The following is a 15,396-nucleotide window of genomic DNA, read 5'->3' as shown; positions in this document are numbered from 1 at the left end:
CTATCTGTTCGCATGGCGGCTCCGCTTGGCTTTGCCGGCATGCGCGCCCACTCTCCCGATCGGGAGAAGCGGATGCGTTATTCAAGGCTCGGCGACAGCGGGCTGCTGGTTTCAAAGCTCGCCTTCGGGACGATGACCCTCGGCGCCGCGTGGAAGGGGCCTTTGGCCGCGATCGACGAGCGCGTGTGCGCAACGCTCGTCAATCGCGCGCTCGACTCGGGACTCAATTTCTTCGACACCGCCGACGTCTATCATCGGGGCGAGTCAGAGACGCTGTTCGGACGGGCGCTCGGCAAGCGGCGCGGCGAAGCGGTGATCGCCACCAAGGTCGGCATGAGGATGGATCAGGGCCTGCAGAATGCCGGTCTCTCCGCCCGGCATATCCATGGATCGATCGATGCCAGCCTGTCGCGCATCGGGACCGACTGGGTCGACGTCTTTATCTGCCACCGCCCCGATCCGCTGACCCCGCTGCACGAGACGCTCACCGCGCTCGATGCCGTGGTTCGCGCGGGCAAGGCGCGCTATATCGGCTTTTCCAACTGGCCGGCCTGGCTCGCCGCCAAGGCGATCGCGATGCAACAGGCGAACGGGCTGGCCCGGTTCGTGACCGGGCAGATGTATTATTCACTCATCGCCCGCGACATCGAGCAGGAATATGTGCCGCTCGCGCTGGACGCGGGGATCGGGACGATGGTGTGGAGTCCGCTATCGAGCGGGTTCCTCTCCGGCAAATACACGCGCGATGATCCCGGGGGACAGAATGGCCGGCTGGCTTCGATGGACCTGCTGCCCTTCGACCGGGAGCAGGGTCACCGCATCGTCGATGCGCTGAAGCAGATCGCCGATGCGCGTGGGGTTCCGGTTGCTGCGGTCGCGCTTGCCTGGGTGCTGGAGCGGCCCGCCGTCGCAACCGCCATCATCGGTTTCAGTTCTGAAGAACAGTTCGACGCCAACCTCGCCGCCACCGATCTGGAGCTGACCGCCGCCGAGCGCACCGCGCTCGATACGGTATCGGCGCCGGCAATCCCCTATCCCCAAAACTTCATCGCGCGGTTCGAGTCCGATGCGCGCGCGCAGGCGATCCTATGACTGAAACGCCCAAACGTTTGCCCCGCCATGTGATGCTCGCGCTTGCCGGACCCAGCATTCCGCTGGCAGCGCTCAGTCTTCCTTTGGTCGTCTATCTCCCTGCTTATTATTCCGGTACGCTCGGGCTGGACCTCGCGATGGTCGGCACGGTGTTCATGGTCGTCCGCCTGCTCGATATCGGGTTCGATCCGTTTATCGGCGGGGTGATGGACCGAGTGAAGACCCGGTTCGGGCGCTATCGCCCGTGGCTGGCCATCGCCGCGCCCATCATCATGCTCTCAATGGGCATGTTGTTCATGGCGCGACCGGGTGTCGGTCCGCTCTACCTCACCGGCTGGTTGCTGATGGCCTATGCCGGGTGGTCGATCATGACGCTGGCGCAGCTCGCCCTCGCCGCCAATGTCTCGCCAGACTATCATGAACGCTCCCGCATCTATGGCTGGTGGCAGATCGCCTTCTCGATCGGCATGATCGGTGCGATGCTCATGCCCAAGCTTGTCGGCATAGCCGGCATCACCGGGCAGGCGGCAAGCATGGCGGCGATGGCCTGGCTGGTGATCGTTCTTGCGCCCGTCATGGTCACCATCACGCTGGCGCTGGTCCGCGAACGTCCCGTGGTGGCCGAACGCCAGGGCGGCGGACTGCGCGACTATTTCGAGATGATGCGCAACCGCACCGTTCAGCGCCTGCTTGCCTGCGAGGCATTGCTCGGAATTACCGGCGGCGCGACATCGACGCTGGCGCTGTTCTACTTCACGCGGACCAAGGGGCTGGACGCGGCCGATCTGGGTCTGTTGTTCATCGTTCATGCCATCGCCGGCATGGCCTTGACGCCGCTCTGGTCGCGGATGGCCATTGCGATCGGCAAGCATAATGCGCTGGCCGTCGCCGCGCTGGTCTATGCGGCCGGTCAGGCGGCGATCTGGGCGGTACCGGCCGGACAGCTTGTCCTGCTGCTGCTGGCCCAGGGCATCGTCGGCATCGCCTATGGCGGCTCGTCGTTGCTGCCCCGCGCGATGATCGCCGATGTCAGCGACGAGGAGCGGCTTCGTACGCGGCAGGAACGGACCGGATTGCTCTACGCGCTGCTGATCGGGGTCTGGAAGATCGGCCAGGCCGTGTCCGTCGGCCTGATGTTCTGGGCGCTGTCGCTGTTCGCATTCGACCCCGCGCCCGGCGCCGCCAACGCCGCGTCGGCAATGACGGGCCTGCAGATCCTCTATATCGGCCTGCCGATCCTCTTGTGCTTCGCGGCTGCATGGGTCGCCTTCCGTTATCCGCTCACCGCGGCCCGTCATGCCGAAATCCGGCTCGAACTGGAGCGTATCGATGCATCACCCCTCAGCGCCTGAACCCTCGCGCGGTCAAACGCTTGCTGAATGGCGAACCGGCTGGGCGCTGGTCGTCGCAGCCTGTTGCGGCGTCGCGCTGGGCAGTGTTCAGATCTATGCGACCGGTGTGTTCGTGGCCCCGCTCGAAGCGGAGTTCGGCTGGTCGCGCGCGGACATATCGGCGGCGCTGATGGCGCCCGCGCTCCTTGGCGTATTGTTGTCGCCCCTGTTCGGGATCTTCATCGACCGATGGGGTGCACGGCGGATGGCGATCCCCGGCACGATCATGGTCTGTGCCACCACCGCCTCGCTGTCGCTTGCGGGTCCCTCGATCTACAGCTGGTGGGCGCTGTGGGCCGTGTTCGGCGTCGCCACGCTCTTCCTGAAGCCGACGATATGGTCGACCGCGGTATCGTCGCATTTCTCGGCCGGGCGCGGGCTGGCGCTGGCGGTCATGCTGTCGGGCACTGGCCTTGCGCAGGCGTGCCTGCCGACGATCACCCGGCTGCTGATCGACGGCCTGGGCTGGCGAGGCGCATATCTTGCGCTAGGCACCGGTTTTGCCCTGGTTGTCGTCCCCGTGCTCTGGTTCTTCTTCCACGACGCGCGCTTCGAACGGGATGGCAGCGGCAAGAAGATTTCCGATGCCGTCACCGGGTACACGCTGCGCGAAGGCGTCCGCACGCGGCAGTTCTGGCAGCTCCTGCTTACGGCGATCATCATCACCGGCGTGATCGTCGGCTTTGTCTTTCATCTCGTGCCGTTGCTGTCGGAAATGGGGCTGAGCCGCGCGAACGCGACCTATGCCGCCGGGATCGCCGGCATCTTCTCGATCATCGGACGGCTGGGGGTGGGGTTCATGCTGGACCGGCTGCCCGGGCCGCCGGTCGGCGCCATCAGCGTTGCGTTGCCGATCATCGCCGCAGCGCTGCTGCTCGCCTTTCCTGGCTCGGTTCCGATGGCAATCGTCGCCATCGCGTTTCTCGGCCTGTGTATCGGTGGCGAATATGATTCGGTGATCTATCTCTCCACGCGCTATTTCGGGATGCGCAGCTTCGGCAGCCTGTTCGGCTGGATCACGTCCGCGCTGCTCGCAGGCGTCGGGCTGGGACCGTGGATCGCGGGAACGATTCGCGACGCCACCGGCGCCTATGACTTGTTCCTGTGGATCGTCATTCCGCTGGCCGGTCTCTCCGCGGTGCTGCTTGGTACCTTGGGCCGATATCCGGACCATGGCCCGGCAGCCTGAGTGATCAGCCGCGCGCGGCCTTGTCGCGCGCATCGATCCCGCGGGCAGCAGCCTTGGCGTCCGCCCATTGCGCGTCGCTCCACTCGGTCAATGCCGAGAAATTCTGTCCCGTGCCTTGCCAGGCGGCCCCGTCGATCGCGATGGTCTGCCCGTTGATGAACTCGGCGCCCGGCGCGAGCAGGAATATGGCCAGATTGCCCAGTTCCTGCGGCGTGCCGTGCCGCCCCATCGGGTTCCAGCCGAAGCGGCTGTCGCCTGTGGGATTGAGGCGCGCGCTGGCCCCTTCGGTCTCGAACGGGCCGGGGCAAATCGCATTGAGCCGGATGCCGCGCCCGCCCCATTCCACCGCCAGGCTTTGCGTCATGACATGAACCCCGGCCTTCGACATGGCCGAGGGCACCGCGAAGGGCGATCCGTTCCACACCCAGGTCGCCAGGATCGACACGACCGACCCCTTGGTTCCGCCGGCGAGCCATCGCTTGCCGCACGCTTGCGTCATCTGGAACGTGCCCTTGAACACGATGTCGGCGATGGCATCGAACCCGCGCATCGACAGGTCCTCCGTCCGGGCAAGGAAATTTCCGGCGGCGTTGTTGACGAGTCCGGTAAGCGGACCGCTGGCCCAGATCGTATCGAGCATCGCCTCGATCGCCTCGGACGACTTGATGTCGCACACGATCGGGATCGCGCCCGTCCCCAGTTCCGCCGCGGCTTCCTCCAGCACCGAGGAACGGCGGCCGCACAGATAGACGGTTGCGCCGAGCGCGACGCAGGACCGCGCGATCTCCTTGCCCAGGCCGCTGCCCCCGCCGGTGACGAGGATACGGGAATTCCGCAACAACCCCTCTGCAAACATCGCCCTTCTCCTTCCCCACGGGCTTGGCGCGCCGGACGTCCAAAGGTCAACGCGTTGCGCAGCACATATCGGATACTTGGCGCGAGGGCGCGCCAGCCCTTTACGCGCCGCCCCCCAATGGATCAGGGACAGATGCAAAGGAGTGGATGAACGACCATGCCCTATCTCTATTCCGACGAGCAGAACCAGATCCGCGAAGAAGTACGCCGCACGCTGTCCGGCACGGCCGATCCGGCGACACTACGCGGGTTGCTCGAGACCAGCGGCCAATATGATGAAGGCTATTGGCGAACGGCGCGCGACATGGGCTGGACCGCCATGAATGTCGCCGAGGCCGATGGCGGTTTGGGGCTCTCGCTGGTCGAGACCATGATCGTGGCCGAAGAAACCGGGCGGGTACTGGCAGGCGCGCCGTTTCTGGCAACCGGCTTCGCCGCGGCGCACGCGCTCAAGCTCGGCGATCAGCCCGAATTGCTCGGCGCGCTTGCCAGCGGCCAGAAGATCGTGGCCCTTGCCTTCAGTGAAGGAAACGAGCCGCTTCCCCTCGGCCCTGCTGTGGCAATCGGGCCCGACGGCCGCGTTGCCGGGGAGAAGACCGCGGTTCTGGGCGGCGCCGTCGCCGATGTGGCATTGATCCTGTGCCACGACGCGGGCGGCGTCCCGGCGATTGCGCTGATCGACCTCAACAGCGCCGGCGTGACCCGCGCGCCCATCGCCAGCATCGACAACAGCCGCTGCCTCGCCACCTTGTCGTTCGACGGCGCGGCCGCAACGGTGCTGCGGTTGAACGACGCAGCGCTGGTCGCCCGGCAATGCCTCGCGCGGTTCGCGCTGCACCTGGCATCGGAGGCGGTCGGCGGCATCGAAGCCTGCCTGAAACTGGCGGCGGACTATGCCAATCAGCGCCAGGCATTCGGCCAGGCGATCGGCAAGTTCCAGGCGGTGAAGCACGCCATCTCGGAAATCTATGTCGCGAACGAACTGGCGCGCGCGTCGGTGCTCGATGCGGCGGTACGGCTCGAGAATGCCGATGACGATGCCGAAGCCTATGTCGCGGCAGCGCGGCTGAACGCGATCCATGGCTATGACTATGCCGCCGCAGCGTCCACCCAGGTCCATGGCGGGATCGGCGTGACCTGGGAGGCCGAGCCGCACCTCCACTATCGCCGTGCACGCAGCCTCGCGCTGGAGGCGGGCGGCGCGACCTATTGGGAAGACCGCATCGCCAGCTATCTGGAGGCCGCATAATGTCCGATCTGAATGCCTTTCGCAGCCAGGTCCGCACCTGGCTTGCCGGTCATGCCGCCGAGTTCGGCGTAGAAGCGCGCCGCGGCTTGAGCGAAGCCGACGACCTTGCCCTTGCCCGTCGCTGGCAGCGCACCAAATATGATGCGGGCTATGCCGGCATCTCCTGGCCGAAAACCTATGGCGGCGCGGGCCTGAGCGAACTTGAGCAGGCAATCTTCGCCGAGGAAGAGGCCAAGTTCAATTTCGGCACCAGCTATTTTGGCATCTCGCTCGGCCAGCCGATCCCGGTGATGCTGAAATATGCCTCCGAAGACCTGCGCCAGCGTTTTGCGCATCCCGCGCTGAAGGGCGAGGAAATCTGGTGCCAGCTCTTTTCCGAGCCCGCCGCGGGTTCGGATCTTGCAGGCATCCGGTTGCGCGCCGTTCGCGACGGCGACGACTGGGTTCTCAACGGACAGAAATTGTGGACGAGCTGGGCGCAATATTCCGATTATGGCGTGATCGTCACCCGAACCGATCCGGCCGTCGCGAAGCATAAGGGCCTGACCTATTTCTGGCTCGACATGAAGACGCCGGGCATCACCGTTCGCCCCGTTCGCCTCGCCAATGGCGAGGAGGATGTGAACGAGGTGTTCTTCGACGAGGTTCGCATTCCCGACAGCCAGCGGCTCGGACCGGTCGGCGGCGGCTTCGGCGTTGCGATCGATACGCTGATGATCGAACGCTATTCGGCCGCGGACGAGGCCGGATTCGGCCCTGCGCTCGATTCCTTCGTTTCGCTGGCCAAGGTAACGACGATCGACGGCAAGCCCGCGATCGAGGACGGACGCACCCGCCGGGAGATCGCCAACGCGTTCCGCCAGCAACGCGCACTGGTGGCGATCCGCACCAAGACGTTCATGGCGCTGCAGGAAGGAGCCGAGCCGGGCGCCGAAGGATCGATCCACAAGCTGGTGTCGATGCGCTTGCGGCAGCGGCTGTCGGCAGCCGCGATGGACCTGAAGGGTGCGGCGGGCGCAGAACTCGATCCGCATGCCTTTCCCAAGGACGACTGGGCGCATAGCTGGCTGACCGTTCCCACGCTGCGCATCGCGGGCGGCGCGGACGAAATGCTGCTCAACACCATCGCCGAAAGGCTGCTTGGTCTTCCCCAGGATTATCGCCCCGACAAGGCGGTACCGTTCGACCAGATCCAGCCCAGCCGCTGACGGAGCATGCAATGACTGCAATCAATGAGGGCACCTCACTCACCATCGAGGATGGCGTCGCCATCGTCACGCTGGACTTTCCTCCCGTCAACGCAATGTCTCCCGCCCTGATGGACGGCCTATACGACGCGCTGATGGCCGCGCTGAGCGACGATGCGGCGAAAGCGATCGTGCTGATCTGCGCGGGCCGTACCTTCATTGCTGGCGCTGACCTCAAATCACTGGGCAAGGTTCAGCCCAAGGTCGATTTCTTTGCGCTGCAGGACAGTATCGAGAACAGCCCCAAGCCGACCGTGGCGGCGCTGCACGGCACGGCGCTTGGCGGCGGCATGGAAACTGCCCTGACCTTTCACTATCGCATCGCGGTCCCATCGGCGCGGATGGGTCTGCCTGAAGTCAATCTGGGCCTGCTGCCCGGCGGCGGCGGTACACAGCGCCTTCCGCGCATCACCGGCGCGGAGGCCGCGCTGGACCTGCTGATCAGTGGACGGCAGGTCGGCGCGAAGGAAGCGTTGACCATCGGGCTGATCGACCGGCTGGCGGCCGAAGGCGCGTTGCGCGAGGATGCGATCGCCTTTGCGAAGGAATTGGTCGATGCGGGCGAGCCGCCCAAGCGGATACGGGATTGCGAAGCCAAGGTGGCTGCAGATCGCAAGGATGCAGGCCTGTTCGACCGGTTCCGCACGTCGCACGCAAAGCAACTGAACGGTCTCGACGCCCCGCAGGCAATCGTCCGCTGTGTCGAGGCGGCGGTCGCGGGTCCATGGGAAAAGGGTCTCGCGATCGAGCGTACCGAATTCCAGACACTGCTGGCCGGTCCGCAATCGGCCGCGCTCCGCCATGCCTTCATGGCCGAGCGGGCCGCGCAGAAGATACCCGGATTGCGCGCCGACCTGCCGCTGATCCCCGTCACCAAGGTCGGCATCGTCGGCGCCGGTACGATGGGGAGCGGCATCGCGATGGCGTTCCTCGCCGCCGGATTCGCGGTGACGATCGTGGAGACGCAGCAGGCAGCACTGGACCGGGGTGTGGCGCATATCACGGCGACGCTGCAATCGCGGGTCGAGCGCGGCAAGCTCGCGGCAGACAAGGCGGAGGCACAGATCGCGGCGCTGGCCCCGACGCTCGATCTATCGGAGCTCGCGGACGCCGATCTGGTGATCGAGGCGATCTTCGAGAATCTGGCGGCGAAGCAGGCCTTGTTCGGCACGCTGTCCGCCATCGTTCGGCCCGACACGATCCTCGCAACCAATACCTCGTTCCTCGATGTCGACGCCATCGCCGCCGGTGCGGTGGGACCCGAGCGCGTGCTCGGGATGCATTTCTTCTCGCCGGCCAACGTCATGCGGCTGCTCGAGGTGGTCCGAGCCGCAAAGACCAGCGAAGCGGTGCTCGCGAGCGTGATGGCGCTGGCCAAGAAGCTGGGCAAGGCGGCGGTCGTCTCCGGCGTCTGTTTCGGATTTATCGGCAACCGGATGCTGGCGGCGCGCCAGGTCCATGCCGATGCGATGGTGCTGGCGGGGGTACTGCCCTGGGACATCGACCGGGTACTGACCGGGTTCGGCTTTCCGATGGGGCCGTTCGCGATGCTGGATCTTGCCGGACTGGATATAGGCTGGGAGGGCGACACGGACAGCGTCAAATCCCGCCTCGTCGCGGCTGGCCGCAAGGGACAGAAGAGCGGCGCTGGCTATTATGACTATGAGAACAAGACGCCCAGCCCTTCGCAGACGACACTCGATATGATCGCCGGTCTCGCAAGCGTGGCTCCCGGATCAGTCACCCTTTCCGACAGAGAAATCCTCGACCGGCTGTTGCTGCCGATGATCAACGAGGGGGCAAAGATCCTGGAGGAAGGGATCGCGCTCCGTGGGTCCGACATCGACCTGGTCTGGATCACCGGCTATGGCTGGCCCGCGCAGACAGGCGGACCCATGTTCCATGCCGACGCGATCGGGCTGACCCGGGTGGTGGACGGGCTTCGCCGCATGGGGGTTGAGCCGGCAGCGCTATTGCTCAAGCTCGCATCGGAAGGCGGTTCGCTCGCCGCCTATGCGGGCTGATCGTCCAGCAACGCGGCAAGCTCCTCCGAAACCAGATCCAGCCCGGCTTCCACATCGATCGCGGCTTCGTCTTCCGCCGCGGCGCTGGCGAACTGGTCGATCCGGGCGAGCGTGAGAGCAAGCCGCGCGCGATCGCGCGCGTCGAACCTCGCCAGGGCCGGAAACCGCTCGGCAAGCGCCGTCGACAGGAGGGCGCGGTGCTCGCGCAACAAGGCGCGCGCGTCCGCATCGCTCGCCAGGCCGAGGTGAAACAGCGGCATCGCATCCCGATGCCGCTTGAGCGCAGCGACATATTCGCTCAGCCAATGCCGGGCGGCGGCAACGTCGACGAGCGGTGCATCGCACAGCTCGCGGAAGATCAGCCGTACGCCGCGCATATTGGCGGCGAGCAACTCACGCAGGATCGCGTCCTTGTTGGCGAAGTGAAGGTAGAGGGTCGCCCGCCCGACCCCCGCCGCCCGCGCAATCTGGTCGATCGAGGTCTCGGCGACACCATGCTCGTAGAAACACTGGCGCGCAGCGTCGGCGATGCGCCGACGGGTGAGGCGCCGCTGATCCTGCCGGGTGACGGGCCGCACGAGGCTCACAGGCGGCCCCTCGCCCAATGCATATGTGATCGCTGGTCCATGACAATGGACAGGTGGCAGTTGACTGGACGATTGTCCAGCCAAGGAGAGTTGGATGAACCACGCAATGCCTCGCAACCGCGGCGCAAGACCATGACCGGCCATCTCGAAGGCAAGGTTGCGCTTGTCACGGGCGGCAGTCGCGGAATGGGTCGCGAGATGGTCCTCGCCTTCGCCCGCGAAGGGGCGGACGTCGTCATCGCCAGCCGCAAGCTCGACTCATGCCAGGCAGTCGCGGCAGAGGTCCGCGCGCTCGGCCGACGCGCGCTCCCCCTCGCCGTGCATGCCGGTGAATGGGGGCAGATGGAGACGCTCGCCGACACTGCCTGGAGCGAATGGGGACGGGTCGATATTCTCGTCAACAATGCGGGCATGTCCCCGGTCGAACCCAGCAGCGTGGCCACCAGCGAAGCGCTGTTCGACAAGATCATCGCAGTGAACTTCAAGGGGCCGTTCCGCCTCGCCGCGCTGCTCGGCACGCGAATGCGCGAGGCCGGCGGCGGCTCGATCATCAACGTCTCGTCGCTGGGCGCGAAGAACCCGCAACCCGGCATCATCCCCTATGCCGGCGCCAAGGCCGCGCTCAATGCGATGACCCTGGGGCTCGCACGCGAGTTTGCCCCGATGGTGCGCGTCAACACGATCTCGCCGGGTATGTTCGCGACCGACATCTCGCGGCACTGGGTGAATACCGCGGCGATGCAGGCAGGCATCCCGATGAAGCGGTTCGGACAGCCCGACGAAATCGTCGGTGTCGCCTTGTACCTGGCATCCGACGCCGCTTCCTACACCACCGGCGCCGATATCGCGGTGGGCGGCGGTATTTGATGCGGACGCTGCTCAGTCACCGCCCCGGCGGACCGGAAACACTCCTGATCGAGGAACGGCCAGACATCGCCCCCGGCCCTGGCGAAGTGCTGATCGATGTGCATGCCGCCGCGCTCAACTATCCCGACGTCCTGCTCATCCAGGACCTCTACCAGATCCGCCCGCCACGCCCCTTCGCACCGGGGTCGGAAGTCGCAGGCGTGGTGCGGGCGGTCGGCAGCGGCGTTACCCGCTTTGGTGTCGGCGATCGGGTCATCGGCACGGCAGCATGGGGCGGCCTTGCGACCCAGTTCATCGTTCCCGAAGCGAATTGCATCGCAATCCCGGCCGGCATGCCGTTCGATGAAGCCGCCGCCCTGATCGTCACCTTCGCGACCAGCCATTATGCGCTGCGCGACCGGGCAGCGCTTCGTCCTGGAGAAACGCTGCTCATACTGGGTGCGACCGGCGGCGTCGGCATCGCGGCGATCCAGCTTGGCAAGGCATTTGGCGCGCGCGTCGTCGCGGCTACATCCTCGCCCGAAAAGGCGGCGCTCGCACGCGATCAGGGTGCGGATGCTACGATTGTCTACCCGGCGGATCTTTCGGGTCGCGACAGCCAGCGCGCGTTCACGGACGCTCTGAAAGCCGAGGGACCGATCGACGTGATCCTGGATCCCGTCGGCGGCCCGCTCAGCGAAGCCGCTGTGCGAAGCATCGGGTGGCAAGGACGACACCTGATCGTCGGTTTCACCGCGGGAATTCCCACGCCTCCCCTCAATCTGCTGCTGCTCAAGGGCGCATCGTTCGTCGGGGTCTTCTACGGCGATTTCACCCGCCGGAACCCGGACAGGCGGAACGAATATCTGGCGGAAATTGTCGCGCTGCACGCTGCCGGAGCGATCCGTCCGCATATTTCCCGCCGCCTGCCGCTCGAGCGCGCCGCGGAGGGGCTCGCGGCGCTGGCCGAACGGTCGGCAACCGGAAAAAATCGTCATCGAAATAGGTGCCAAATGAGAATCAGCCAGCTTCATCCCCAGTTTTTCGGCGAGGTGGTGGACCTCGACCTTTCGCAACCGTTGCACGGCGATCAGGTTGCGGTTCTGCAGCGGGCGATCGACGAACATGCCGTGCTGGTCTTTCGCGATCAGCAGGCGATGGATGACGATGCGCAGATCGCGTTCAGCGGACTGTTCGGTCCGCTCCAGCGTTCGATCACGGTTCATCGCAAGGATACCGAACGCCGCCTGAAACGGGACGAACTCAGCGACATCTCGAATGTCGACGAGACGGGACAGAGGCTGGCGGCGGACGACCGGCGCAGGCTGCTCCAGAAGCCCGCACGGCTATGGCATACCGACAGTTCGTTCCGAAATCCGCCGGGACGCTACACATTCCTGGCGGCGCGTACGCTTCCACCCGAAGGCGGCGATACCGAATTCGCGGATATGCGCGCGGCTTATGATGCCCTCGACCAGTCCACCCGAGACCGGATCGCAACGCTCATCGTCCACCATTCACTCGACCGGTCCCGTCGCCTGGCAGGCGCTCCAGCCCTGAGCGAGGAAGAAGCACGCAACCTGCCGGGTGCGGAGCATCCGTTGGTGCGGCGTCATCCCTCGGGCCGCGACGTCCTCTATCTGGCTTCGCATGCCGAATGGATCGTGAGTTGGCCGGAAGGTGAGAGTCGCGCGCTGCTCGACGCGCTTACCGCGCATGCGACCAGTGCGCCGTTCGTCCATCGCCATGTCTGGCGCGACGGCGACCTGGTGATGTGGGACAATCGCTGCACGATGCACCGCGCCACCCCGTTTCGGGACGATCTTTACCGTCGCGACATGCGGCGAACCACCGTGGCGGACGAGTAGCGACAGCGATTTCTGACGGTTCATCAACAGGAATGTGCTGAAACCATCCGCCGCATGGCCCAAGAACCGACATGCTGTATGTTACTCAAGAGCCGGACCAGATACGGCCATGATGGACCCGAGGGAGGGGATATGAAGCCTGTTTCCAAGCGCGCCTTGCTGACCGCAAGTGCAATCGCCGCATTGATTTCCACGCCTTCCTTCGCCGCGGACGAGCCTGTGGCCAGCGCGGCGTCGCCGGCTCAAACGGCCGGGCAAACGGCTGCGGACCCGGGCGCACCGGCCGCACAGGACGACGCCGGCGCACCGGCGGAAATCGTCGTTACGGCCCGTCGCCGCGAGGAAGCTCTGTCGCGCGTCCCGGTTGCCGTCACAGCATTCGACAGCTCGATGCTGGCCGAGCGTTCGATCACCTCGATCGACCAGCTGACCCAGGCGACGCCTGGCCTCACCTATGGCCGCTCGGGCGGCAGCGCCAACCCGCAGATCGTGATCCGTGCGCAGAGCCGCTCGAATATCGGCGATGCCGCGCAGCCCGTTCTTACCTATTTTGCCGATGTGCCGCTTCCTTATGTGGCCAGCGTCATCCCGACCTACGATCTTTCCTCGGTCCAGGTTCTGAAGGGACCGCAGGGTACCCTGTTCGGCCGAAACTCGACCTCCGGCGCGGTGCTGGTCTATCCCACGGCGCCGTCGCACGAACTCGGCGGCTACCTGTCCGCCAGCTATGGCAATTACAACGCGATCGTTGTCGAAGGGGCGCTCAATGTGCCGATCGTCCAGGACAAGGTTGCGATCCGCGTCGCCGGCCAGCGCAACAAGCGCGACGGGCACACGATATCCCAGGTCACCGGGCAGGATCTGAATGACATCAACGACACGTCGTTCCGCGTGTCGCTGCTGATCGATCTCGGCGATTTCCAGAACACCACGGTCTATGACAATATCCGCTGGGAACGGCAGGGCGACGCTGCCGTCCTGACCCATCTGTATCCCGGAACGATCACGCCGCGCTTTCCCGGTTTCAACACCTTCTTCGATTGCGGTACCTCGGCCTCCTGCGATGTCGATCTCGCGCTGGCGCGGCAACAGGCCGCGGGGGTCCGCAAGAACTTCACCGCTCCGCGCGTCTTCCAGAATGTTCAGCTCCAGGGCTTGTCGAACACGACCACGCTCAATCTCGGCAACATCACGCTGAAGAACATTCTAGGGTACAGAACCGCCTATCACTACAGCCTGACCGATACCGACGGCACCGAGATGGGGCTGACAACGGCTGAGAATCTTCAGGATTTCAGCCAGTTCAGCGAGGAATTCCAGGTCCAGGGAAGCTTCCTCGAGGACCGGCTCGATACCATCTTCGGCGCATTCTATCTCAAATCGAAGCCCAGCGGCCGCACCGGTCTGATCGTCGCTCCCTTCACGCCCCGCCTGCCCGCTTCGCTTGTGCTGAGCTATCGTACGCAAGAAAGCAAAGCGCTGTTTGGACAAGCCAGTTTCAACCTGGGCGGCGGCTTCAAGATCGATGCCGGTGTCCGTCACACATGGGACAAGACCACCTCGTGCGCGACTGGCTATAGCGCGAACAATCCGTATGTTCCCGGCACGCCGGTCGCATCGCTCGATCAGTGCCGGAACGGCGGAACGCTCACGGTGAACGGCGCTCCGGTGGCGATAAAGGGCACGCAATCCGTCGCGGATTCCGCCGCCTGGACATGGAATTTCGGCGTCAACTATCAGGCGACCGAGAGCATTTTCCTCTATGCCACGGTTCGCCGCGGCTATCGCGCGGGCGGCGTCAACACGCCGGTTCTTGGCGGGATCCTGACCCCGTTCCAGACCTATGAACCCGAAACGGTGGTGGATGCCGAAATCGGCATGAAGGCACGCTGGTCTGCGGGCGGGGTGCGCGGCACGTTCAACATCGATGTCTTCCGGGGCACGTATAACGGGTCGCAGCGCGGCGTTAACGGAACCAACAACAATTTCGATGGCGACGGTAATCCCAATAACGACCCGTCGGCGGGCACGATCATCATCAATGCCGGCAAGGCGCGGGTGCAGGGCTTCGACATCGACGCGACGATCACGCCGACACGCGGCCTCACATTCGGCGGCTTTATCAGCTACAATGATGCAAAATATCTGGATACGGGAACCCCGGCAGTCCTTGCATCGCGAAACGCCTTCCCGGCTAAGCCCGAGGACACGGCGTTCCCCTATGCGCCCGCGCTCACCCTGGGCGGCAATGTCAGCTACGAAACCTCGCTCGGCCCGGATATCGGGGGTCTGACGTTCAACGCCGATGTCTATCGGGCGAGCCGGACCTATTTCAGTCCGTTCAAGAGCGACAAGCAGTTGAGCCAAGGCGCCTATGCGGTGGTTGGCGCGCGGCTGGACTGGACCGATGTCGGCGGGACCCCGCTGACGCTGGGCGTCTTTGCCCGTAACCTGTTCAACGAAGTCTATGCGGTCGGTGGTGCCAATACCGCGACTTCAGCTGGATATGCGTCGCTGTTCTACAACGAACCGCGCACCTATGGTGTTCAGGCCAAGCTGAAATTCTGACACTCGACTGACTGTTGTCATGACGAGACGGCGGGCCTTGCGGTCCGCCGTCTTCATTTGCGGGCCGATGACGATCGAGGCCGGACACTATAGCGAACAAGAGCGATCATGTTCGGTCGCGATGATCCCGTTTCCCGCTCGACACCCTCCCCAGAGCAAGAACGGACAGTCTGCTCGTTAATTCTGACAATCCATCAAGAATACGATTGCAAGCCATGCTGCATCGCGGCAAGTGCGAGTTGTTCGTGCTGTCCGCGGACAGGCTTGGAGACCGATCAAATTATGAAACCCTATCTGACGTGCGTGTGCACGGCACTCCTCTTCGCCGCGCCGATGCAAGCATTGGCCGCGCAGGCCGCGCCCGCGGCGGCGATCGCCGTAAAGAAGAACCAGACGATCATCGACGCCGACGGCCGCGTGCTGGGCAAGGTCTATGAAGTGAATGATGCGGGCGGCTTCGTTACCTTCACCGCGCAGATG

11 protein-coding genes are annotated in these 15,396 nt (G+C 64.9%); 9 read left to right on the top strand and 2 right to left on the bottom strand.

Annotated elements, in window-relative coordinates; translation table 11 throughout:
• The first annotated feature begins 12 nt into the window (after nucleotides 1-12).
• The 3 genes from LRS12_RS09750 to LRS12_RS09740 are packed head-to-tail and all read left to right on the top strand — an operon-like array spanning nucleotide 13 to nucleotide 3,672.
• Nucleotides 13-1,092 carry an aldo/keto reductase gene (locus LRS12_RS09750; protein WP_257844422.1) on the top strand — a complete coding sequence of 360 codons (1,080 nt, stop codon included), beginning with the start codon at nucleotides 13-15 and terminating at the stop codon, nucleotides 1,090-1,092.
• A 32-nt stretch (nucleotides 1,093-1,124) separates the two neighbouring features.
• Complete coding sequence (locus LRS12_RS09745) at nucleotides 1,125-2,444, top strand: MFS transporter (protein WP_257845476.1); 1,320 nt, start codon at nucleotides 1,125-1,127, stop codon at nucleotides 2,442-2,444.
• Nucleotides 2,422-3,672, top strand: a complete 1,251-nt coding sequence (locus LRS12_RS09740) for an MFS transporter (protein WP_257844421.1) — start codon at nucleotides 2,422-2,424, stop codon at nucleotides 3,670-3,672. Before LRS12_RS09745 ends, LRS12_RS09740 begins: the two co-directional genes overlap by 23 nt.
• A gap of 4 nt (nucleotides 3,673-3,676) precedes the next feature.
• Here the strand turns inward: LRS12_RS09740 and LRS12_RS09735 are convergent, their stop codons facing one another.
• Nucleotides 3,677-4,513, bottom strand: coding sequence for an SDR family oxidoreductase (locus LRS12_RS09735; RefSeq protein ID WP_237241184.1), 837 nt, complete (start codon nucleotides 4,511-4,513; stop codon nucleotides 3,677-3,679).
• Nucleotides 4,514-4,684: 171 nt separating this feature from the next.
• On the opposite strand from LRS12_RS09735, the gene LRS12_RS09730 reads away from it, so the two are divergent.
• The 3 genes from LRS12_RS09730 to LRS12_RS09720 are packed head-to-tail and all read left to right on the top strand — an operon-like array spanning nucleotide 4,685 to nucleotide 9,047.
• Entirely contained in the window at nucleotides 4,685-5,776 is a 1,092-nt protein-coding gene (locus LRS12_RS09730) for an acyl-CoA dehydrogenase family protein (protein WP_257844420.1), read from the top strand.
• Nucleotides 5,776-6,984 (top strand): acyl-CoA dehydrogenase family protein, encoded by a 1,209-nt coding sequence (locus LRS12_RS09725; RefSeq protein ID WP_257844419.1) that lies wholly within the window; start codon nucleotides 5,776-5,778, stop codon nucleotides 6,982-6,984. The genes LRS12_RS09730 and LRS12_RS09725 overlap by 1 nt, the downstream gene beginning before the upstream one ends.
• A gap of 11 nt (nucleotides 6,985-6,995) precedes the next feature.
• Nucleotides 6,996-9,047: a 3-hydroxyacyl-CoA dehydrogenase NAD-binding domain-containing protein gene (locus tag LRS12_RS09720; protein ID WP_257844418.1), complete on the top strand. Its 2,052-nt coding sequence runs from the start codon at nucleotides 6,996-6,998 to the stop codon at nucleotides 9,045-9,047.
• On the opposite strand, the gene LRS12_RS09715 is transcribed toward LRS12_RS09720, so the two are convergent.
• Nucleotides 9,035-9,634 (bottom strand): TetR/AcrR family transcriptional regulator, encoded by a 600-nt coding sequence (locus LRS12_RS09715; protein WP_257844417.1) that lies wholly within the window; start codon nucleotides 9,632-9,634, stop codon nucleotides 9,035-9,037. The two genes, LRS12_RS09720 and LRS12_RS09715, sit on opposite strands and share 13 nt — an antisense overlap.
• A gap of 132 nt (nucleotides 9,635-9,766) precedes the next feature.
• On the opposite strand from LRS12_RS09715, the gene LRS12_RS09710 reads away from it, so the two are divergent.
• From LRS12_RS09710 to LRS12_RS09700, 3 genes are all read left to right on the top strand, one after another.
• Complete coding sequence (locus tag LRS12_RS09710) at nucleotides 9,767-10,501, top strand: SDR family NAD(P)-dependent oxidoreductase (RefSeq protein ID WP_257844416.1); 735 nt, start codon at nucleotides 9,767-9,769, stop codon at nucleotides 10,499-10,501.
• Nucleotides 10,501-12,348 (top strand): TauD/TfdA family dioxygenase, encoded by a 1,848-nt coding sequence (locus LRS12_RS09705; protein WP_257844415.1) that lies wholly within the window; start codon nucleotides 10,501-10,503, stop codon nucleotides 12,346-12,348. Before LRS12_RS09710 ends, LRS12_RS09705 begins: the two co-directional genes overlap by 1 nt.
• A gap of 132 nt (nucleotides 12,349-12,480) precedes the next feature.
• On the top strand, nucleotides 12,481-14,916 hold the full coding sequence (locus tag LRS12_RS09700; RefSeq protein WP_257844414.1) for a TonB-dependent receptor: 2,436 nt from the start codon (nucleotides 12,481-12,483) through the stop codon (nucleotides 14,914-14,916).
• Nucleotides 14,917-15,396 lie beyond the last annotated feature (480 nt).

It is taken from the genome of Sphingomonas sp. J344 (assembly GCF_024700005.1).
GTDB lineage: Bacteria > Pseudomonadota > Alphaproteobacteria > Sphingomonadales > Sphingomonadaceae > Sphingomonas.
The sequence above is the reverse complement of the archived record's forward strand: the minus strand, read 5'-3'. Positions and strand labels throughout refer to the sequence as shown.